The 20377-nt window shown below is 38.6% G+C and carries 18 protein-coding genes; 11 read left to right on the top strand and 7 right to left on the bottom strand.

What is annotated here, in order from left to right; genetic code table 11:
• Positions 1 to 25: 25 nt before the first annotated feature.
• The 5 genes from V4596_07905 to V4596_07885 all read left to right on the top strand — a co-directional run bounded on the left by V4596_07905 (position 26) and on the right by V4596_07885 (position 5315).
• Positions 26 to 1000: a hypothetical protein gene (locus V4596_07905; GenBank protein ID MES2769054.1), complete on the top strand. Its 975-nt coding sequence runs from the start codon at positions 26 to 28 to the stop codon at positions 998 to 1000.
• Positions 1001 to 1098: 98 nt separating this feature from the next.
• On the top strand, positions 1099 to 1413 hold the full coding sequence (locus tag V4596_07900) for a septum formation initiator family protein (protein ID MES2769053.1): 315 nt from the start codon (positions 1099 to 1101) through the stop codon (positions 1411 to 1413).
• Positions 1414 to 1496: 83 nt separating this feature from the next.
• Positions 1497 to 1976, top strand: coding sequence for a MauE/DoxX family redox-associated membrane protein (locus V4596_07895; protein ID MES2769052.1), 480 nt, complete (start codon positions 1497 to 1499; stop codon positions 1974 to 1976).
• A gap of 26 nt (positions 1977 to 2002) precedes the next feature.
• On the top strand, positions 2003 to 4555 hold the full coding sequence (polA, locus tag V4596_07890; GenBank protein MES2769051.1) for a DNA polymerase I: 2553 nt from the start codon (positions 2003 to 2005) through the stop codon (positions 4553 to 4555).
• 130 nt (positions 4556 to 4685) lie between these two features.
• Positions 4686 to 5315: a transposase gene (locus V4596_07885; GenBank protein MES2769050.1), complete on the top strand. Its 630-nt coding sequence runs from the start codon at positions 4686 to 4688 to the stop codon at positions 5313 to 5315.
• A 12-nt stretch (positions 5316 to 5327) separates the two neighbouring features.
• On the opposite strand, the gene V4596_07880 is transcribed toward V4596_07885, so the two are convergent.
• The 5 genes from V4596_07880 to yihA are packed head-to-tail and all read right to left on the bottom strand — an operon-like array spanning position 5328 to position 9903.
• Positions 5328 to 5843, bottom strand: a complete 516-nt coding sequence (locus tag V4596_07880; protein MES2769049.1) for a GNAT family N-acetyltransferase — start codon at positions 5841 to 5843, stop codon at positions 5328 to 5330.
• Entirely contained in the window at positions 5830 to 6810 is a 981-nt protein-coding gene (locus tag V4596_07875; GenBank protein MES2769048.1) for a KpsF/GutQ family sugar-phosphate isomerase, read from the bottom strand. The genes V4596_07880 and V4596_07875 overlap by 14 nt, the downstream gene beginning before the upstream one ends.
• Positions 6811 to 6832: 22 nt before the next feature.
• Positions 6833 to 8569, bottom strand: coding sequence for a CTP synthase (locus tag V4596_07870; protein ID MES2769047.1), 1737 nt, complete (start codon positions 8567 to 8569; stop codon positions 6833 to 6835).
• A 23-nt stretch (positions 8570 to 8592) separates the two neighbouring features.
• Positions 8593 to 9324, bottom strand: a complete 732-nt coding sequence (gene kdsB, locus V4596_07865) for a 3-deoxy-manno-octulosonate cytidylyltransferase (protein ID MES2769046.1) — start codon at positions 9322 to 9324, stop codon at positions 8593 to 8595.
• Complete coding sequence (yihA, locus tag V4596_07860; GenBank protein ID MES2769045.1) at positions 9325 to 9903, bottom strand: ribosome biogenesis GTP-binding protein YihA/YsxC; 579 nt, start codon at positions 9901 to 9903, stop codon at positions 9325 to 9327.
• Between the two features lie 162 nt (positions 9904 to 10065).
• On the opposite strand from yihA, the gene V4596_07855 reads away from it, so the two are divergent.
• Positions 10066 to 11346: a sigma 54-interacting transcriptional regulator gene (locus tag V4596_07855; protein ID MES2769044.1), complete on the top strand. Its 1281-nt coding sequence runs from the start codon at positions 10066 to 10068 to the stop codon at positions 11344 to 11346.
• Here the strand turns inward: V4596_07855 and V4596_07850 are convergent.
• The gene (locus V4596_07850; GenBank protein ID MES2769043.1) at positions 11336 to 12031 is read right to left on the bottom strand and encodes a flagellar basal body-associated FliL family protein; all 696 of its coding nucleotides are present in this window, start codon (positions 12029 to 12031) and stop codon (positions 11336 to 11338) included. The genes V4596_07855 and V4596_07850 overlap by 11 nt on opposite strands.
• A gap of 41 nt (positions 12032 to 12072) precedes the next feature.
• Complete coding sequence (locus V4596_07845; protein ID MES2769042.1) at positions 12073 to 12705, bottom strand: hypothetical protein; 633 nt, start codon at positions 12703 to 12705, stop codon at positions 12073 to 12075.
• A 268-nt stretch (positions 12706 to 12973) separates the two neighbouring features.
• On the opposite strand from V4596_07845, the gene V4596_07840 reads away from it, so the two are divergent.
• Genes V4596_07840 through V4596_07820 form a run of 5 tightly spaced genes read left to right on the top strand, consistent with a single transcriptional unit; the run spans position 12974 to position 20355 of the window.
• A complete protein-coding gene (locus tag V4596_07840) occupies positions 12974 to 13675 on the top strand; it encodes an outer membrane beta-barrel domain-containing protein (protein ID MES2769041.1) in 702 nt (233 codons plus the stop codon).
• A 33-nt stretch (positions 13676 to 13708) separates the two neighbouring features.
• Positions 13709 to 14581: an outer membrane beta-barrel domain-containing protein gene (locus V4596_07835; protein ID MES2769040.1), complete on the top strand. Its 873-nt coding sequence runs from the start codon at positions 13709 to 13711 to the stop codon at positions 14579 to 14581.
• Positions 14582 to 14595: 14 nt separating this feature from the next.
• Complete coding sequence (locus V4596_07830) at positions 14596 to 16272, top strand: tetratricopeptide repeat protein (GenBank protein MES2769039.1); 1677 nt, start codon at positions 14596 to 14598, stop codon at positions 16270 to 16272.
• 13 nt (positions 16273 to 16285) lie between these two features.
• On the top strand, positions 16286 to 19483 hold the full coding sequence (locus V4596_07825; GenBank protein MES2769038.1) for a tetratricopeptide repeat protein: 3198 nt from the start codon (positions 16286 to 16288) through the stop codon (positions 19481 to 19483).
• Positions 19480 to 20355, top strand: coding sequence for a tetratricopeptide repeat protein (locus V4596_07820; protein MES2769037.1), 876 nt, complete (start codon positions 19480 to 19482; stop codon positions 20353 to 20355). The genes V4596_07825 and V4596_07820 overlap by 4 nt, the downstream gene beginning before the upstream one ends.
• Positions 20356 to 20377 lie beyond the last annotated feature (22 nt).

Here is a 20377-nt window from a genome sequence, read left to right as displayed (position 1 = left end):
TTCTTTTATAAAAGGAGAAGGATCAATGAAGTCATTTATCGCATTAGCGGCAGTATTAGCTCTTACAGGGACTGTACAAGCTGCTCCAACAAAAGCAAAAGCAAGAACTGCAAAAACAGTGAGAGCAAAGGGTCAGAAAGTTGCCGCTGTACAAAAACCACAAGTAGAAGATGTATCATCTGCTGCTTCTGATGTTCAATTAACTGAAACAGCAAAACTTTCTGACGTGAAACCAATCGTACAAGCTAAGAAATGGTCTGCTGGTATGGACATCGAAACATATGCTCCAATCAAAGCAACTAACGAAGGAACAATCGCACAAAACGGTGCTAACGATACTGAAACAGATTATGCTGCGAAAATTGGTTACAAAATTGCTGATACAGTAACAGTCCAAGCTGTAGCTGAGTGGTACCAGATGTGGGGAGCTAACGAAGCTGAAGCTTCAACTACTATGTTAGATCCATCTTTAAGAATTTCTAAATCAGATTTAGCTGATCTTGGGAATGGCGTTGGATTAAGTGGTCAAGCGAGACTTTATCTACCAACTTCCGAAGCATCACAAGACAAAGAGCAAATCGCTCAAATCAGACTTTATGCAATTGCTTCAAGAGAGATCACAAAAGCTCTTTCTGCTAGCTTTATGTTAAATCCAAGAATTTTCGCTCAACAAAATCAAACTTACATCAATGCTGATGGACAAGAAAGATCTGTTGATCAATTCAGACTTCTCTCTTCTGCAGGTGTTAAATATGCTTTCAATAGCGTATTCGCAGTAGAACAGACTGTTGGTATGTACCAAAAGTGGAGAGCAAACACAGATAGAAAAGATTTCCTAGATGCATCTACATCTATGTATATCACTCCAGTTAGCTGGATGGAACTTAACCTTGGTATTAGACAAATAGACGAAGCTACTGATGCAAGAGTTGGTGGTTTAAGAGGTCTTTACAGTCAAGATCAAGCTGAGTACTTCTTGCTCACATCATTCTCTATCTAATATAACTTTAGCCTAGCTAAAGGTACTAAAGAAGGGAGCTCCTTTAGAAATAAAAGGCGCTCCTTTTTTTTATCCAAAATCTCAAGTAGTATATGTGTATGAGAAATTTCGCATCTGTTGTAGCTGATACCATTAGTCGTCTGTTGATGAGTCCAAGAAAAGTTCTAGTCACTTGTCTCGTGTTCGCGCTTGCGGGCATTTTGCTGGATGGCACTTTATATCAAATGTGGGAATTGGGTGTAGAAAAGAAAAGCATGCAGCAAAAAATTTCTGAAACAGAAATTTCTATCAAAAAACTCCAAAAACAAATTCGCATGGCCCACGATCCAAGATTCATCGAACGCGAAGCCAGAGACCGCTTCGATTTAGTCAACAAAGACGACATAGTCTTCGTCTTCTCCAACGACGAATAAAGGTACCCCTTAGTTTTCAGCGTCTATACTGCGTCACAAAAGTCATGCTTCATACGTATCTAGTGTTTTAGGAATAAATGCATATGATTAAAACATATTACCCTCTCATTTTAATTTTTTCTTATATTTTGGGAATGACGGCATTCATCGAACTGACTGCGGGTGAGTTTGATTTGATGAGGTGGATGAGCCACTTTATGAGTGGATTCTTTTTGGTATTTTCTTTCTTTAAGCTTTTAGATTTATCTGGTTTTGCAAAAGCTTATGCGACGTATGATATTGTGGCGAAAAAAATTAAAATCTATGGATTTATTTATCCCTTTTTAGAGTTGGGATTGGGAGTTCTCTTTGCTCTTAAAATTGCACCTCTTTACACAAATATCTTCACATTGGTGTTGATGTCGGTGAGTACGATTGGCGTAGTTCAAACTCTACGAATCAAATCGGACTTTCAATGTGCCTGTTTAGGGACAATTTTTAAATTACCCATGACTCGCATCACATTATTTGAAGATCTCTTAATGGTTTTGATGTCTTTTGCCATGATTCTTATGTTGATTTAAAGGCTTGCCCCTTATAGATTTTGCCCATGAAAAGACTCTTTCTTGTAGACGCCAGCAATATGTTTTTTAGGGCATTTTACGCCATTCGACAGCTCACAAACTCTAAAGGTATGCCGACTAATGCTTTGTATGGCTACCTTTCCATGACGGTTAAATTACTTCGTGAAATGAAGCCTGACTATATGGCTTATTGCTTTGATTCTAAGGAAGATGGTTTTCGCGAAGAGCTTTTTCCAGACTACAAAGCCAATCGATCTGAAATGCCGGAAGAGATGATTCCGCAGCTTCCTTACTTCACTAAAATTATCGAGACCCTTGGCATTCCATGCTTTCAGCAGGCTGGGGTTGAAGCGGATGACATTATCGGAACGCTAGCGGTGATGGCCGCGAAAAAACAAATCGAAGTGACCATCGTGAGCGGTGATAAGGATTTTGCGCAACTTATTACTCCAACCATCAAAATGTACGACACTATGAAAGACGTTGTGTATGACGTCGATGGTGTAAAAGAAAAGTGGGGAATTACTCCAGATCAAATGATTGATTATCTTTCTATGATTGGTGATTCTTCGGATAACATTCCGGGAGTTGCGGGCGTGGGCCCAAAGACTGCCTTGAAGCTTTTTGATCAATATCCATCGCTAGATGAAATTTATAAGAATATAGATTCTGTAAAGCCAGATAAACTTCGTGAGAAGCTCATCAACTCAAAAGATATCGCTTACCTTTCAAAGCAATTGGTAACTATCAAAACAGACATTGAATTGAATGCCGATGTTGAATCTCTAAAGTTAAAACCTGTGAACAAAGCCGAGATGGTTGAACTTTTGAATGAATTGGATTTCAAATCTTTTGAGAGAAAAATTTTCGGAGTGACGCAAGAAGCTCCTGTCGAAATCCCAACAGAAATTGAGAAAAAAATTGAAACCCCAATTACGGCTCCTACAGATAATGCTACAAGCATCGAAGAAAAAAGTGTAAATGCGGTAGAATTTGAAAAAGAAATTAAAAAGGGTGAGACACTTTGGATTTTGCCAAATGATCGGGCTTTATTCGTAGCGACTGAGAATAAGGTCTTTACTCTTCAAGATGACCTCGATAAATTCAGTAAAATTTTTGATGACAAAGAAGTAAAGTGGAAAGGTTGCGATCTTAAAGCTTTTTGGAAATCATTAAAACTAAAAACCGCAAGCGCTGTTTGGGACCATCAGATTGCAGCTTACATTGTTACGGCAGGTGATATCGGTCTTTTTCCTGAAATTTATGAGAAATGCTTTAACTTAAAACTTCCAGATTTTCCATCAGGGACAGAACTCTTATTGGCTAACCAGCAAGTGGAAAAGCATCTTCGCGAAAAGATGATCGTACAAAATGGCCTTAGCGTTTATGAGACCTATGATCTACCTCTTATTGAAGTTCTTTACTCAATGGAATCTTATGGTGTTCTTCTTGATACAGATATTTTAAAAAAACAAAGTGAAGGTCTTCATAAAGACATCAGAGCGTTAGAAACAAAAATTTATGAGTTGGCCGGAGAAACATTCAATATTGCTTCTCCAAAACAGCTCTCACATTTGCTTTTTGAAAAGCTCAAATTAACTCCTATTCGCAAAACTAAAACCGGATTTTCAACAGACTCAGATGTTCTTTCTAAATTACAGAAAGAACATCCCATTGCCGAAAAAATTATTGAGTACAGAGAGTTGGCAAAATTGAAATCCACTTATGTGGATACATTACCATTGCTGGTGGATCCTAAAGATCATCGAGTGCATACGGTATTTCATCAAACGGTAACCACGACAGGAAGGCTTTCTAGTACCAATCCTAATCTTCAAAATATCCCAATTCGTACTGAGCGTGGAAATGCTATACGAAAAGCTTTTATTGCAGCAGAGGGTTGCGAGTTGATTTCTGCCGATTATTCGCAAATTGAATTGAGAATTTTAGCGCATGTAACAAGTGACCCTGGATTAGTGAAAGCTTTTGAAAATGATCTTGATATTCACTCGGCGACGGCGGCAGAAGTGTTCAATATTAAATTGGATAAGGTCGACTCTAACCTAAGAAGAATTGCAAAAGCAGTCAACTTTGGTTTGGCTTACGGTATGGGCGCTCATGGCTTGGCTGAAAACTTGGGAATCTCAAGAACTGAGGCTGCGGATATTATCTCTAGATACTTCCAAAGATTTTCAAAAGTTCAAGACTACATGACAGAAACTATTGAAATCGCCAAAAAACAAGGTTACGTCGAGGCGGCTTCGGGCAGAAGAAGATATTTACCGGAATTAAAATCCAAGAATGCCCAAGTGAGAAACTTTGGTGAAAGAGCTGCCATCAATGCTCCCATGCAAGGAGCCGCTAGCGATATCGTGAAGAAGGCCATGATCGATATTTTTGCCAAGTCCGATGCAAAAATGATTCTACAAGTGCATGACGAATTGGTTTTTGAAGTCGAAAAATCAAAATCAGAAAAATACCAAAAAGAAATAAAAGACATGATGGAAAACGTAGTAAAACTTAAAGTCCCCTTAAAAGTAAACATCTCCTCCGGCAACTCCTGGTTCGACGCCCACTAAAGGTACCCCCTAGTTTTCCGTACTGTCGATGCGTCATATTCGGATATGAATACGTTATTCGGATTCGTTGCTTTGTAAGAAGCAATAGGTTTGTTTATACGTATGTTCATAGTTTGCATTTCTAAAACATATGGGAAGACAAAAGCTAATTAAATATGACCATGGCGCCTATCATGTTAATGCAAAAACAAATAACGCTGAGTGGTTCCCTATACCGCTTAGTGATTGCTGGAATATTTTTACTTATTATTTAAATAAAACTAAAGAAAAATATAAGATTGAAATTCATGCGTTTACTTTAATGAGTAATCACTTTCATTTATTATGCTCTACTCCAGAAGAAAATCTAGATAAAGCAATGAACTATTTTATGCAAATGACTAGCAAAGGAATTAATCTGGCAGCAGGTAGAAAAAATCATTTATATGGAGGAAAGTATTTTTGGACACATACTTCAACAGCTGAGGGTTATGCCTTAATGTATAAATATATTTTAAGAAATCCTGTGAGGGCCAAGCTTTGTAAAGGCGTGGAGAATTATCCTTGGACAAGTTTCGTCTCAAATAAAAAAATTCAACTTACAAAAAATCCGATTGATGAGCTTGTGCCCAAAGAAGACCCCGCATCGTGGATAAATTTTTGTCCTCAGGATTTCGAAGAAAATATTTTTCAAAAAATTTTTAAAAAGACCGAGATCAAAGACTGTATTCATCCAATATCAAGGCAGAAAATAAATCTTAATAAGTATTTGACGCGCTGACAGTACGGAAAACTAGGGGGTACCTTTTTTTAGGCGGTAGAGGGTGTGGGGGAGGTTGTAGTGGGTGAAGTTTTTTTCGTGTTTGAATCCTGCTTTTTCCATTACTTTTTGAGATTTTTTGTTTTCTGTCCAGGTGAAGCAAATTAAATCTTTAATGTCTAGATGTTCAAAGGCGATATCTATGGATTTTTTAGCGATCTCTAGAGCTAGGCCTTTTCCCCAGAATTGAGGCATAAGGGCGTAGAGGATTTCGATTTCTTCTTTGTTTTCGATTGTGACTTTTTTTAGTCCGCCGCGGCCTGCGAACTCTCCGGTTACTTTGTCTCTTAAAATGTAAATACCAAAATCATACTTTTCCCAATGTTCCATCATGTTGGCATGAATCTCTTTGGCTTCTCTGAAGAGTTTTGTACCACCAAGAGTATACATCACTTCTTCATTGGTATACATACGGTAAAGAGCTCCAAGGTCGTCTTGTTGCACTCTGGTTCCAATTAAATTTTCTGTTTCGATTCTACCTAATTCCATTTTTTAAAATGTCCTGAATATGAATTATACCTACGGGATTGTGGGGATATTTAGAAGCTTCATCCACTACAAAGAGGGATTGAATCTTGTGTCTTTCCATAACGCTCAGAGCTTTCTCTGCCATTTCGTTAAGGTCAATAGTTTTTGGATTAAGTGTCATGAGTGCTTCCGCAGAATCCTCATGAATGTTCTTCGGTGTCTCTAGGCGACGTCTTAAGTCTCCGTCTGTGATAATGCCAACAAGTTCTTTGCTCTTGTCAACAACGCCGGCAACGCCTCTCACTTCAGAAGCTGTCATTTTGAAAATCACTTCTTTCATGGAAGTGGATGGGCTTACGAGTGGAAGAGTTTCTCCGGAATACATAATGTCTTTTACTTTAGTTACTAAGCGCTTAGTTAAATTTCCACCAGGATGGAATTCTGCAAAGTTCTCAGCTTTAAATCCACGACGCTTCAATAACGCTACAGCCAGTGCATCTCCGAGAGCAAGAGCCGCGGTTGTACTCGAAGTTGGAGCGAGTCCCATAGGACAAGCCTCTTCTTTCACGGTCACTCTCAAAACCACTTGGCTTGCTCTTCCGAGCGTGGATTCTTTTGTTTTTGTGATAGAAATTAGAGGAATATTTTTTCTAGAAACGTAATTGATCAAATCTGAAAGTTCATCAGTTTCGCCGCTGTTGCTGAGTGCGATTACAACGTCCTTGCTAGAAATCATCCCAAGATCGCCATGAGAGCTTTCTGCTGCATGAATAAATATCGCAGGAGTTCCGGTGGATGCCAACGTACTTGCAATTTTTCTTCCAATCAGACCGGATTTACCAATGCCAGTTAGAAAAACTTTTCCTTCGCACTTTAATAAAATATCAAGTGCCTTCGGAAATTCTTCCGTCACTTGATTTTTGAGATCCAAAATGCTTTGCGCCTCAATGTCCAATACTCGATGTAATTCCTGTATGTCGGGTTTCATTTCTCTGTTACCTTAAAAATTATTAAGTTGCGTGTCTGCTTTCAGACATCGTTTTAGATTTAGTTTGTGTTTTTAACTTACTCTTGGATTTCGGGGTGTCTTTTTGAGCTCTCACAATCGCTGCCCCTACGAAGCTCTCAAACAACGGATGAGGAGACATGGGCTTTGATTTGAATTCTGGATGATACTGCACAGCCAAGAACCACGGATGATCTTTCAGCTCTACAACTTCCACTAGATTTTTTTCTTTGAATACTCCCGCAAATGTCATTCCGTACTTTTCAAAAAGTGGTCTGTACTGGTTGTTGAATTCAAATCTATGACGGTGCCGCTCGAAGATTACATCACTCTTGTAAATGTGACGAGCAAGAGTGTCTTTGCTCAGGTGACATGGATAAGATCCAAGCCTCATCGTTCCGCCTTTATCCTTTTTATCTTTTTGTTCTAACATCAAATCGATCACGCAATTTTTGGCATTAATTTTAGTGTCGACAAATTCTCTGCTAGTAGCGTCTTTGATTCCGCAAACGTTTCTTGCGAATTCAATGCTCGCAAGCTGCATGCCTAAACAAATACCAAAGAATGGAACATCATTTTCACGAGCATATTGAATTGCCGTGATTTTCCCCTCGATGCCTCTTTCTCCAAATCCCCCAGGAACTAAAATCGCATCTACATTTTTTAAAATTTCGGAAACATTTTTAGAAGTTATAGCTTCAGAATTAATGTATTCAAAAATAATCTTTGCTTTATTGGCAATTCCACCATGAACCAAAGCTTCGATGAGAGACTTGTAGCTTTCCTTTAAGTCCACATACTTTCCAACAATTCCAATTTTTGTAGTCACTTCTGGATTATGGAGAGTTTGAACCATTTTCTGCCAAGGTTTCATGTTTGGTGTGTCTGTATCAATATTTAATCTTGTTACAACTTTTTGATCAAATTTTTCTTCGCTCAAGAGCAGTGGAACATCATAGATGCTTTTTGCATCGTGAGCACCAATCACGTTGTCGGGTCTTACAGAGCAGAATAAACCAATTTTAGATTTCATTTCTTTTGTGATTGGGCGATCCGATCGACAGATCAAAAAGTCCGCTTGAATACCGACTTCTCTGAGTTCCTTCACTGAGTGCTGAGTGGGTTTACTTTTGAGTTCGCCAGCCGCAGCGATATATGGAATCCATGTGACATGAACATAAAGTGTATTCTCAACGCCAAGATCCACTCTCATCTGTCTAATCGCTTCGATAAAGGGTAAACTCTCAATGTCGCCAATAGTTCCGCCAATTTCCACGAGAACAACCTCGGCACCTTGACCAGCTTCAAACATTCTAGATTTAATTTCGTCTGTAATATGAGGAATAACTTGTACAGTTCCTCCGAGATAATCGCCGCGACGTTCTTTGCCAATCACGGTTTCATAAACTTGACCTGTCGAAACGCTATTGGCTTTTGATACTTGCACGGAAGAGAATCTTTCGTAGTGGCCTAAATCCAAATCTGTTTCTGCGCCATCCTCTGTCACATACACTTCGCCATGTTGAAATGGAGACATAGTTCCTGGATCGACGTTGATGTAAGGATCAAACTTCATCATCGTGACTTTTAGTCCGCGAGACTCAAGAAGTGTGCCTAGACTTGCAGTCACTAAACCTTTTCCTACGCTGGAAACAACCCCGCCAGTAACAAAAATAAATTTTTGTTCTAATTTTTTCTTATTGGTTTTCTTTTTTAGATTCTTGGTGTTCTTCTGAGTCATTTTGTTCCTTTTATTTACGACGCCTATTTGCCAAGTAATTTTCTCTCTATAATTAACACATCTGAAGGCTGGTCGACACCTCTTGTTTCGTAATCGACGCTAGTAACCTGAATTTTAGCCCCTAAGTACAGGGCTCTCAGTTGCTCCAAAGACTCTTGAAGCTCAATATTTTGAGCCGGAGTTTCACAAAACTTCTGTAAAAATGCTTTTCTATAGCCATAGAGACCTACATGTTGCAGATTAACATCTTGCGAAAACTCAATGCCTCTAGAATAAGGTATTGGGAAACGGCTAAAGTAAATCGCCTCAGAATTGTGATTTAAAACAATCTTAACTACATTAGGATTTTCAATATCTTTCAAAGACTTAAATGGATGCCCCAATGTTGCCATTTCTGATTTTGGATTATTGATCATGGATTGAACCAAAATATCGAGGACTTCGCCAGTGAGAAGCGGTTCATCGCCTTGAATATTAATTGCGATATCAAATTGTTCATTTTTAATCGCCGCCCAAATACGATCGGTTCCGCTCTGGAGATGGGTATCCGTCATCACAGCATCCACGTTACAATCTTCAGCAAGCTTCATGATTCTCTCGTCGTCTGTGGCTACGATCAATTGATCTATCAATTTTGATTTTTTCCCCGCCTCGATCACCCACTGAAGAAGGGGCTTTCCTGCGATCAATGCAAGGGGTTTTCCAGGAAACCTTGTCGAGCCATATCTTGCAGGAATTACACCGATGACCTTCATTTATGTTCCCTTAATCCAGTGGTTATAAATAAAGTTTTCTAATTCATTAATACCTATATTTTTTTCTGCAGATGTTGCAAAAGTAAATTCTGTTTCGGATTCTTTAACGATTTCTTGTTTCTTTTTAGCAAGCTCAGCCTTAGAAAGCTTGTCCACTTTCGTAAGAGCAACGACCAAATGAATTCCTTCCATGTGTAGCCAATGTCTGAGGTCTTTTTCTTCTTCTTCCCAATTTCTTCTTGAATCCATCACGATGATCACGCCCACGAGAGTGTCTCTTGTCATCAAATAATCTTCGATCATTTGGCGCCAGCCTCTACGATCAGATTCTGCAACGCCAGCAAATCCATAGCCTGGTAAATCCACAACAATATATTTTTCTTCTTTGGTGAAGAAATTGATCAGTTGAGTTTTTCCTGGTTGTCCGCTGACTTTGACGATGTCTCTTTTTAGAATTGAATTGAGAAGTGAAGACTTGCCGGCGTTAGATCTACCAACGACGGCAACTTCTTTTAGAGATGGCTCGGGATACTGTGTTGGATTTTGTGCGCTAGTTATAAATTTAGAAATATGTTTCATGTGGGCCGCCCAAATGAGTATGTCCAAAAACGGGGAAAAGTTCAAATTCTTAGATCAAAAAAGTGCTTATTTTGCTTAAAAACCTATAAATCGCGTAAAAAGTCCCGGCATGGCTTTTGTAATTGGTCCTGTGGGCTATAAACTTAGCCGCGAGGAGGAAGTATGTTCTTAAAAAACCTGTCAAACCCGCATTCTGATCCCATAGAGATGACGGAGTTTCTGTGCTTTGGAAGTGCTGAAGACAATCACATTGTGCTGACCGAAGAGCACATGAATGAAAAGCATGCAAGAATCGAAAAGAAGGGGAGCGAATATCTGGTGAGAGATCTAAGGTCCGCAAGAGGAACTTTTGTGAATGACGTGCAAATTCTCGAAAGATATCTCCATCCTGGAGACATTATTAAAATTGGAAGTACAGAATTTATTTTTCACTCATCTAATACGGTTTCATTAGCGGAACAAATGACAAGTAAAAATCCGAAGTGGCAAGAACAGCTAGAAAGAATTCCAGATATAGCTAAGTCAGATCTTTCCGTGTTGATTTTGGGTCCATCAGGAACAGGAAAAGAAGTGATGTCCCAATATATTCATAAAATGTCTTTAAGAAAAGATGCTGCCGTATTGACGGTGAATTGCAGTGCTCTCACGGAGTCCTTAGCAGAGAGCGAACTTTTTGGGCACGTAAAGGGTAGCTTTACTGGGGCCACGCAAGATAGAAAAGGGGCCTTTGAGACCGCAAAGAATGGAACGCTGATTTTGGATGAGATTGGTGATCTGCCAATTGGTCTTCAGCCCAAACTTCTAAGGGCACTCGAAAATAGAGAGATCAAGCCTGTCGGCTCTGACCGTGTAGTGAAGACGAATGTTCGTATCATTGCCTGTACTCACCAAGACCTAAGGAAAAAAGTTGAGAAAGGGGAATTCAGGTTAGATCTCTTTTATAGATTGAATATCATTCAAGTCAATGTTCCCTCATTTAAAGAAAGAATGGAGGATTTTGACAAAATTCTTTTTACTTTTTCTAAAGAAATGAAAGTGAAATTCACAAACTGTGCTATCCAAGAATTAAAAACACATGATTGGCCAGGAAATATTAGAGAATTAAAAAATTTAGTTTCAAGAGCCAGGGCAGTTTTTCCTGGTCATTCTATCGAGAAGCGACATGTTCTAAAACTGATTGATCAAAAAACTGTGGACATAGAATCATTCGGAGCTATTCACATCGCTAATGGCTCATCAAAGAAAAATGTGATTAAAGAAATTGAAAAGCAAATCATTCAGAAAAGACTTTTAATCAATGTTGGAAACCAGAGAAAGACAGCGGAAGATTTGGGAATTCCCAGAAGTACACTGAATGATCGCATTCGCACTTACAAAATTAATATTGAAAGTCTTTTAAAAAGTAAAATCGAACAAGAAAAAGAGGAAACCGCTAAGGTTTGATAAGAAGAGTTTTAAAGAAAATGTCTTTGACCTTGCCGTTATTTAAAACAAGGTTGAGTTCTCTTTTCATTCGGTTCTTCCAAGTTTGCTTACCATCTTCTGTTTGAAGTTGATCGTAATTTAGACCTTCGCAAAAACGTTGCAAATGATCTTGGATCTGCTTTTCACGCTCTTTAATTTCCACAGAAGCTTCGCTGGTATCTGTACGAACATAAAGATCAAAAGCAATCATGGGATTGGCCGTGGAAAGTTTGCCAGGTTTTACGTTCACTACGATCTTATTGATAAGAACCACATGTTGTGGGAGTAGAAGATCATTGCTGTATCTGATCACCTTAGAATCTGAGGCATAATTGAACTTTTGATCAGCTACGCTTTCGAAGGTAGAGAGATAAGGTATTTTCCAAAATTTTTTCCACTGAGGAGCTGTTTTATAAACGGTGTAAGTGAGCAGAGCTACGGCAAAGCAAGTGAAGACCTTCATCCAACCCATCAATCCAAAATTTTTAATGATATTTTTAGGTCTTTGAATGATGGGAGAGCCAATGATGGCTTTTGAAACTTTACCTGTAGCTGCAATAATGGCTTTTGCTTTAACTAACCATGGAGGTGGTTCCGCAGGCGCTTCTGGAGCGGCAGCTGGAGGCGGAGTTGTGGGTTTTTTAGGATCTTTACTTTCAGCCATTTGAGAAATTCTAAGTTGAATTTCTCATCAGCGCAAATAGATTATCTTGTGCTCCAGCCTACAACTCGTCCATTTTCAAAATAAACAAGTCTTTTTTCGATTTTATAATCTTCTTGAGTTTGTACTGGTAGTGAAAAAGTCCATCTTTCATTTTCAAACTGTGGATTGCCTGAAACCTCAACGAAGTCTGGATCTCCCCAGCTTTCTCTGACAGCATCTTTTTGCATTCCTAATGCGATGTCATTTTGCTCAATCAAAGAGGCAATAGTTCTGTTGTATCTTTCAGCAGAGAACCCTAGCCCTCTTGCTTGAATCCATCTTTCTCTAGCGAAAACATCTGCGAGTTGCAAGAATTCGATTTTTTCTTCTTCGTTCAAGTAGGGTTTGTATCTTAGATATTGTTTTCTTTCTTCTGGAGTTAGAAGGTTAGATTCTAAATTTTTCTTCTCAGAGGTTGTCTGATATTCAGTACTTTCCCTTGGAGAAAGTGATCGAGAGGAAAAATCATTATGTCTTCCGCTGATATCTCTTAGAGAAACCTCTCTGAAATCCGAATCCGAGTAGCTGGTGTAACCGCTATTGGGTGATCTCTCAAGCGGTAAACCCGTGCAAGCGACGTTCATTGTTAGGTTTAAAAAACAAACTGCAAAAGTTAGTGCATTCAAAAATTTCAAAACTTACCTCCGTGTAAGTTATTTTTCTTACCATTCTTTATCGGATCAATCTGAGACGAAAATTAGGGTGAAGACTTTGATGTGCTTTCTTTCTAGACTTACCGCTGGACTTTAGGTTTGGAATCTCGACTTTGAGACTCGACCTAGGTCAAAGGAGCTAGACTCATAGAACAAAAAAAGGTGCTTACTTCCTTAGTCATTCTGTAGACTTATTAAAGACTAGAGCATCCAGATTTTTGCTGGTTATTTTTACTGTGGAGTATGCATCATGAGATTCATCGTGTTTTTAATATTACTCTCAATTTTTTCGATCGAGAGCTATGCCGTTAAAATTCAATTTCCCGAAGATGAATTGGCGAGCGAATCTGTATTACCAAAGTTTGACAATCCAGAGCCAGTGAAAAATAGAAATATAATGACCAAGGGAAGATTCGAGATCACGGGAATGTTCGGTTGGACATTGAACGATGTATTCGTTGATCCTCTCACATTTGGTGGCATTGCTACTTATCACTTCACAGAAATTCATGGCTTGCAATTTTACTACAATAAATTTTCTGCAAAAGAAAACGATTATCCTTCGCAAATTGACTCAGAAACTGGCGTAGATATTCCGAATCCTGCAGTTCCTGATTCAGCCATGCTTCTTGCGTACCAGATCACACCTTATTACGGAAAATTAAGCTTAACAAAACAAGGTGTTACCAACATGTCATTCTACGGAACGGCCGGCATTGGTACATATGCTGTTTCGGGAGATAATAGTTTTGCAATGAGCGCAGGTCTTGGTTCGAAAATTTATTTAACAAAAAGATTTAATATTCGTTTGGATTACAGATGGTTTTTCTTTAATGCAAAAGATCCCATCAATGAAGTGGATCAAGGCTCAAACGGATCAATTGATAAAACGTTACCGGATAGAGCACAGTTCAATTCGATCCTGACAGTTGGTGCGGGATTTTTATTTTAGTTACGACAATAGGTTGAAGAGTAAGGATACAACATGAAAAGACTTTTAGTTTTAATAATCCTTGGGACAGCAAGTACATTTGCGGTCAATGCTTATGCACAAGAGGAATTGTCTGAAGAGGTATCGGAAAACGTTGGAACGGCGGATTCGACTGCTCTGGAAGAACCTGCTATTCCCGAAGAATCTCTATACAAAAATGAAGCGGATACGCTTATGGAAAATAAAGTTGAAAGACTAGAAAAGAAACCCGAGACTTTCACCGAAGATGCACCTAAATCTGAAAAACTAAAAAGCATTTCTGAACTAGATAAGTTAACTCCATTCAACGATATCGCCGTTATTCAAAAAAGATTTTTACCAAAGTCTCAGCGTTTTGAATTCAATCCGAACTTAGGCTTGATCACCAACAATGCTTTCTTTATGACAACGTTCTTACAGGGGCGCCTAGCCTATGCCATCACAGAGAAATGGGCTATTGAAGCCATCGTTGCTGTATTTATGGATCAGAAATACAAAGTAACTAAAGATTTAGAAGATGAAGCCAGCGTTCAGACAACTAGTTTGCTCTTGCCAGAAATGTATTATGGAGCAGATATCAGATGGAGCCCGATCTACGGAAAAATGGGTTCTTTCAGCGAAGGTATTGTTCCCTTTGATATGTACTTCTCTTTGGGTGCGGGAATCATGGACACGAACCAAGAAGATTCGCCATTAGCTATTCATGTTGGAACAGGGCAAATTTTTGGGTTGAATAAGTGGATGGCGTTCCGCTGGGATTTGTCAGGGTATATGTATTCAAGTGAAGTGACTAAGTCCAACGGTACAGGAAAAAACAGCGATTCTTTTACGGATGTACAACTGAGCCTGGGGATGAGTTTTTTCTTCCCAGATGCGACGTATAGATAGAGATGGGGTCAATGATGACGAAGAAAATATTAATTTACATCTTAATGCTAGGACTTATACAGGCGGCACCGTTGTCTAATTTTACGGAGCGAGCCCAAGCCCAAACTGTAAAAAAGAAACCAACCAAAAAGAAATTAAGAAAATCTACTTCCAGTAAGAAGCCGACAAAAAAAACTACGTCAGCCAAAAAACTTCCTCCCAAAAAATCTGCAATCTCAGGAGCAAGATCAAGCAATTCAGAATTACAAGATGCACTGTCTTTAGCTAAGGGTGGAAATTATGAAGAAGCGTCATTAAGACTCTTTAATTTAAGCCGCTCTCCTAGATACTTAAAAGAAAGAATGCAGATTAAATATCTTTTGGGGCTTATGCTCTACGACATGAAAATGTATCAAGCAGCGGCTTTCCATTTTGTGGATGTTGTAAGAGATGGAAACAGTTCCTATATCAAAAAATCTTTAGAAAAATTATCACTGGCTGCGGATCAACTGGGTGATGTGACCTTACTCAACTACGCAATTTCGAAAGTGGAATTGAATGATTTTCCAGCTGATAGCCAAGACATGCTGAGATATAGAATTGGTGAATATCAATTTAGAAATGGTGAGCTTGCAAAATCTGCAGCGAGCTTCTCGGCTGTGGATGAAGGAACTCCGCTTTACGGCAAAGCAAAATACATGGAAGCTCTTTCGTATGCTACACAAAATAAAAATGAAATGGCGATCAGATCTTTCAATGAGCTATTGAGCTCTCGAAATCCTGAGAACATCACGGATACAACAAGAGTGGCCGCGTTAATGGGTCTTGCAAGATCTCATTATCAAAACAAAGAATGGGATCAGGGTATGTCTTACTACAGACAAGTCCCGAGAGATACCGAATTTTATCATGATGCTTTATTTGAAATTTCTTGGGCACAGATGAGAGCTGCGCAGTTTAGATCGGTGCTAGGGAATATGCATGCTCTTCACTCTCCTTATTATGAAGATTTTTATATTCCAGAGAGTTTGTTATTGAGATCTTTGGTTTATATGTACATTTGTCAGTATGAAGAGATGGAAAAAACATTGGATTTATTTGAGAAGATATATCAACCAGTGAGAAAAGATCTTGTAGACATCATCAAAGGTTATAAGACCACTGATAAATACTATAAAGAAGTCGAAAAAGTTATTTTAGGTTTTGATAAGTATAAAAAAGACATGGGAATCAGAAAAAATAGTGGAATCCCATTCATCGTAGCAAGAAAAATTATGAGAGAAACAGATTTTGCCAAGAGCTATGATTACATTAAAATGATTGATCATGAATTGAAGTTGATCAGCGAAAAAAGCTCAAAATGGAGATCTTCTCCTCTCGGCATGTATGCCAAGAAAGTATTAGCAACTCGTGCCGAACGTGCTCGTGAAAATACAGGCGTACTGGTTAAGAAGTACGTAGTGGATATACACAAGGATCTTCTGGAGCTATTCAAGCAGCATGATTTTGCTAGATTTGAAATGTTAAATGGTAAAAAAGACCAAATGAAAAAGAAGATGTTAAAGCCTGAAGGTGAAGAAAAAGAACAAGAAGATGAAGATAGAAGTTTCTACATCCAAAACGGTTTTGAGTACTGGCCGTTCCAAGGTGAATACTGGCTGGATGAAATTGGAAACTACTACTACTTAGGTAAATCTCGTTGCGAAAAATAAGGTTAGGATAAGAATGAAAAAATTAATCAACTCAGCTTTGGCCTTAAGTTTAATATCTGGTGGCTTGACTGTTAATGTCGACGTTTCTCATGCGCAAGATCGAGCGAGAAGAATAGCGCCGGCGAATAAATCAGCTCCAGGAAAGAAAGCCGCCACCGTAGCGGACGTTCTTTCTCGTTACAAAGACAGTGATAGGGGCGGTAATGTTCAGATCAGTAAATTCACTAAAATCATTCCAGATGCAGCAGCTCCAAAGCAGGTGGTGATACGTAACACCAAAAAAATTAAACCTCCATCAGCGATGAAATTCTTTATTAAGAGTAATGAAAAAGAAGCTCAGTTAGAAAAAATTCTAGATCAGCAAATCAATGAACTCTATTCACTCAGTCAAAAATTCAGAAAAAGTCCAGAACGTGGCGAGATCTGGCTAAGACTTGGTGAGCTCTATGTTGAGAAAGCAAAGCTTGTTCAATACAGAATTCAAAGTGATTTCGATAAAAAGATTGCGGTGTGGGAATCAAAAGGCAGAAAAGGCAATCCACCACAAATTCAAATGAACGCACCACAAGTGTACAATAAGAAGGCGATAGAACTCTACGGTTGGTACATTAAGGATTTTCCTAAGAGTAAAAAATTAGATCAAGCTTATTTCTTTATGGGTTACAACTTTGTTGAACTTGGGCAATTTAAAAAAGGAACAGCATACTATGAAAAACTCACCAAAGAATTTCCTCGCTCTATATATGTAACAGAATCATACTTCGCTACCGCAGAATTTTATTTTGAAAATAGTGATTGGAAAAAAGCTGCCGAAAATTACAAAGCAGTTTTAAAATCTCCAAGAAGCAGAATTTACCCATTTGCCATGTATAAAGTCGCTTGGTGCTATTATAGACTTGGCCAAACTGCGATTGCCATCAATCATTTAGAAAAAGTAATCGAAATTGCTGAAGAGAACGTAAATCAAGAATCGGAAGACGGAAAAGCTATAAATAAAATTCGACTTGCGGATGAGGCCTACAATGATTTAATTCTTTTTTATCCCGATGTTAAAGCCTATGAGCAAGCCTCCACTTATTTCGAAAGAATGGGCGGAGAGAAAAGAGTTTATAGTTCTTTAGAAAAATTAGGATATTTGTACTCTGATCGTGGCCAAAGGGAAGCGGCCAAATATGTTTTTGCCCAATTGATCGAAATGAATCCAGATGCGCCGAAAAACTTTGATTTCCAAAATCAAATCGTACAGAACTACGCTGTAGGCGGAAGTCGCCAAACTTTCAGAGAAGAGTTATTCAATTGGATTACTAACTACAATTCTGAAAGTTCTTGGGCGCAAGCCAACCCCAAAGAAGTTCAAAAATCTTTTGATACCAGAGAATCAACACTCAGAAATATTATCTTGAATGAGCACAAAGCTTTGCAAAAATCTAGAAATCCAACAGGGCAAAAGTTAACCAAGAACTTGTATGAACTTTATGTAAAAGAATTTGATAAAGCAAAGAACACGGCAGAGATGAGATTCTTCTTTGGGGAATTGCTCTATGACATGAACGAATTTGAGACAGCCTCTGCTCAGTACAGATGGGTGATTCAGAACGCGCCAACCAGTCAATATTACGGACCAGCGACTCTCAACGTGATTTTAGCACTAGAAAAATCTTTACCAACAGAAAAAGAACTTGAAAAAATTAGAGGTCAAAGTTTAGATCCATTCCCATTCAATGCAGAAGAACAAGAATTCGTAACAGCTGCAGAAAACTACTTTGCTAAATTCCCAAAATCCGAAAAATCTTTGGATATCAGATTTAAAACAGGCAGGCTCTACTACACGCACAATTATTTTGACCACGCTCTTGTGATCTTCAAAGAAATCATTAGCAAGCATCCAAAGACAGAGTTTGCGGTATATTCAGCGAATTTGATTCTAGATATCTATAACTTAAGAAAAGATTACGAAGGTTTATCGAAAGTTGGCCAAGAACTTCTCAATACTCCGGGTTTAAAGTCTGCTGATGTGAATATGGACATCAAGAGCGTTGTGGAGAAAGCAAAGTTTAAAGAAGCTCAAGACCTTGAAGTCAAAAAAGACTATCCAGGATCGGCAAAAGTTTTTGAGAATTTTTCTAAAAATTACCCAGCATCAACTCTGGCTCCGATTGCTAAATTCAACTCTGGAATTAACTACGAAAGATCTGGCGAGTTGCCAAAAGCTGTTCAGATGTATACAGGATTCTTAAACTCAGGCAGTAAGGAAAACGAAAAGCAAAAGAAAGAAGCCAGACGCCTCGTGGGTCGTATTTATGAGAGAACGGGACAATTAAAGAAAGCCGCTGAAGAGTTTGAGAAATTCACAAATGAATATCCAAATGATCCTTTGGCTGCAGATTTGTATTTTAACTCGGCAGTGATTTGGGCCGGATTTAAAAATTACTCAAGAGCCATTAAAAACTACGAGATGTTCCAAAAGACAAGTAAGAAAGCCAACAAAGTGGATGCCCTCTTCTTGATCGGCGAGATCTATGAGAAGAGAAATAGTCTAGCGATGGCTAATGGATATTATGAGCAATATTTGAATGCAGGTCCGAGAGATATGAGATTGGTGATCACCGCGGCTTATAGAATTGCCAAAAATGCTGAAAAGGCAGGAAATCGCGCAAAGGCTGAGGAATGGTACAAAAAAATCATTGGTCTAAAGCGCAGAGCTGGTGGAGACATAGGTGCGAGAGAATCCGCTGAGGCCCAATTCAAATTTGTATTGCCAACATTGAATGAAATGATGGCGATTAGAATTCCAAACGATCCAAGAGGACAAGGACCAGCAATTCAAAAGAAATTGGCTCTCATCAATAAAATGAATAAAGAATTAGAACCAATTGTAAAATTGGATGTGGGTGAATACGTGGTAGCGTCTCTTGCAACAGCAGGACAGGCTTATGAACACATGAGCGATGCAATTTATAAAGTTCCACTCCCTAAGGGTTTAAATGCTGAACAACAGCAGGTTTATATGGCGGAAGTGGATAAGGTTGCGGGGCCACTCAAGCAGCAAGGGTTGGATAATTATAAGAACGCCATCAATAAAGCTCGTCAAATTGATATCTATAGCGAGTACGTGAGAACGGCTTACCAGGCTCTCGACAGAATGAACAAATCAGAAAAAGTTCTCGAAGAAGTATCTATCGATTACATCATTCCGAAGGTGGATTTATGATGAACAATAAAAATTTAATATTGGCAGGGTTGATTCTTTTAAGTGTGGGTTGTTCTTCGAGCAAGGTAAAAAATTACAACGAAGGTGATAAAAAATCTTTTGGAGAATTTGATAACGAAGTGGAAGGCAGCCCAAAATCTGCAACTCCGGGAGGAAAGTCTTCTCCACAAGTCGATGAGAAAGAAACTCCAAAGGTTTCTAGTAGTGAGTTAGGAGATAAATTTGAAGCTGCCGTAAATTCTCAAAGAGAAAATGAGATGATCGCTACGGGCAGTGAACTCCTTGCGCGTGATTCTGAAAACGTTAAGATCCTCAATGGCTTTGCGATTTTTTATCTCAAGAACAATGAGCCGGACGCTGCAAAAATTTATTTTGATAGAGTTCTAGCAAAAGATCCAAAGAATGCGGACGCAAACAATGGTATTGGTGTGATTCAAATGAAAGAAGGAAAAGAGTATGAGGCTCAAGGATCTTTCAAAAAAGCACTGCTTGGTGATAATGACCATTTAGGAGCAAGTGCAAATCTTGGCGCCTATTATTTAAAATATTTAGATTACGATAAAGCTTTGGCTCTGTTAGAAAATGCATACGATGAAGACAAGAGTAATCCTGCCATTGCAAATAATTATGCCATCGCACTTCGTGGTGTAGGCAAAGTAGATAAGGCTCTTAGTGTGTACAAAAGTATAGATTCTAAAAATCAAAAGGTTCCAGTTTTGCTGAACCAAGCTATACTTTGGGCTGAATTTAAAAAAGATTCTAAGGAAGCAAAAGAGATTTTGAATAAAGTTAGATTTATAACAACTGATCCTGTTATACTTAAGAAAGTTAATACGTTAACTCAAAAGTTGGATCAAGAAGTAACTAAATAAAGACGGCAACAAGGATGTTCAG

The sequence above is a fragment of the Bdellovibrionota bacterium genome, assembly GCA_040386775.1.
GTDB lineage: Bacteria > Bdellovibrionota > Bdellovibrionia > Bdellovibrionales > JAEYZS01 > JAEYZS01.
Note: the sequence above shows the minus strand (reverse complement) of the source record. Positions and strands in the feature narration are given on the sequence as shown.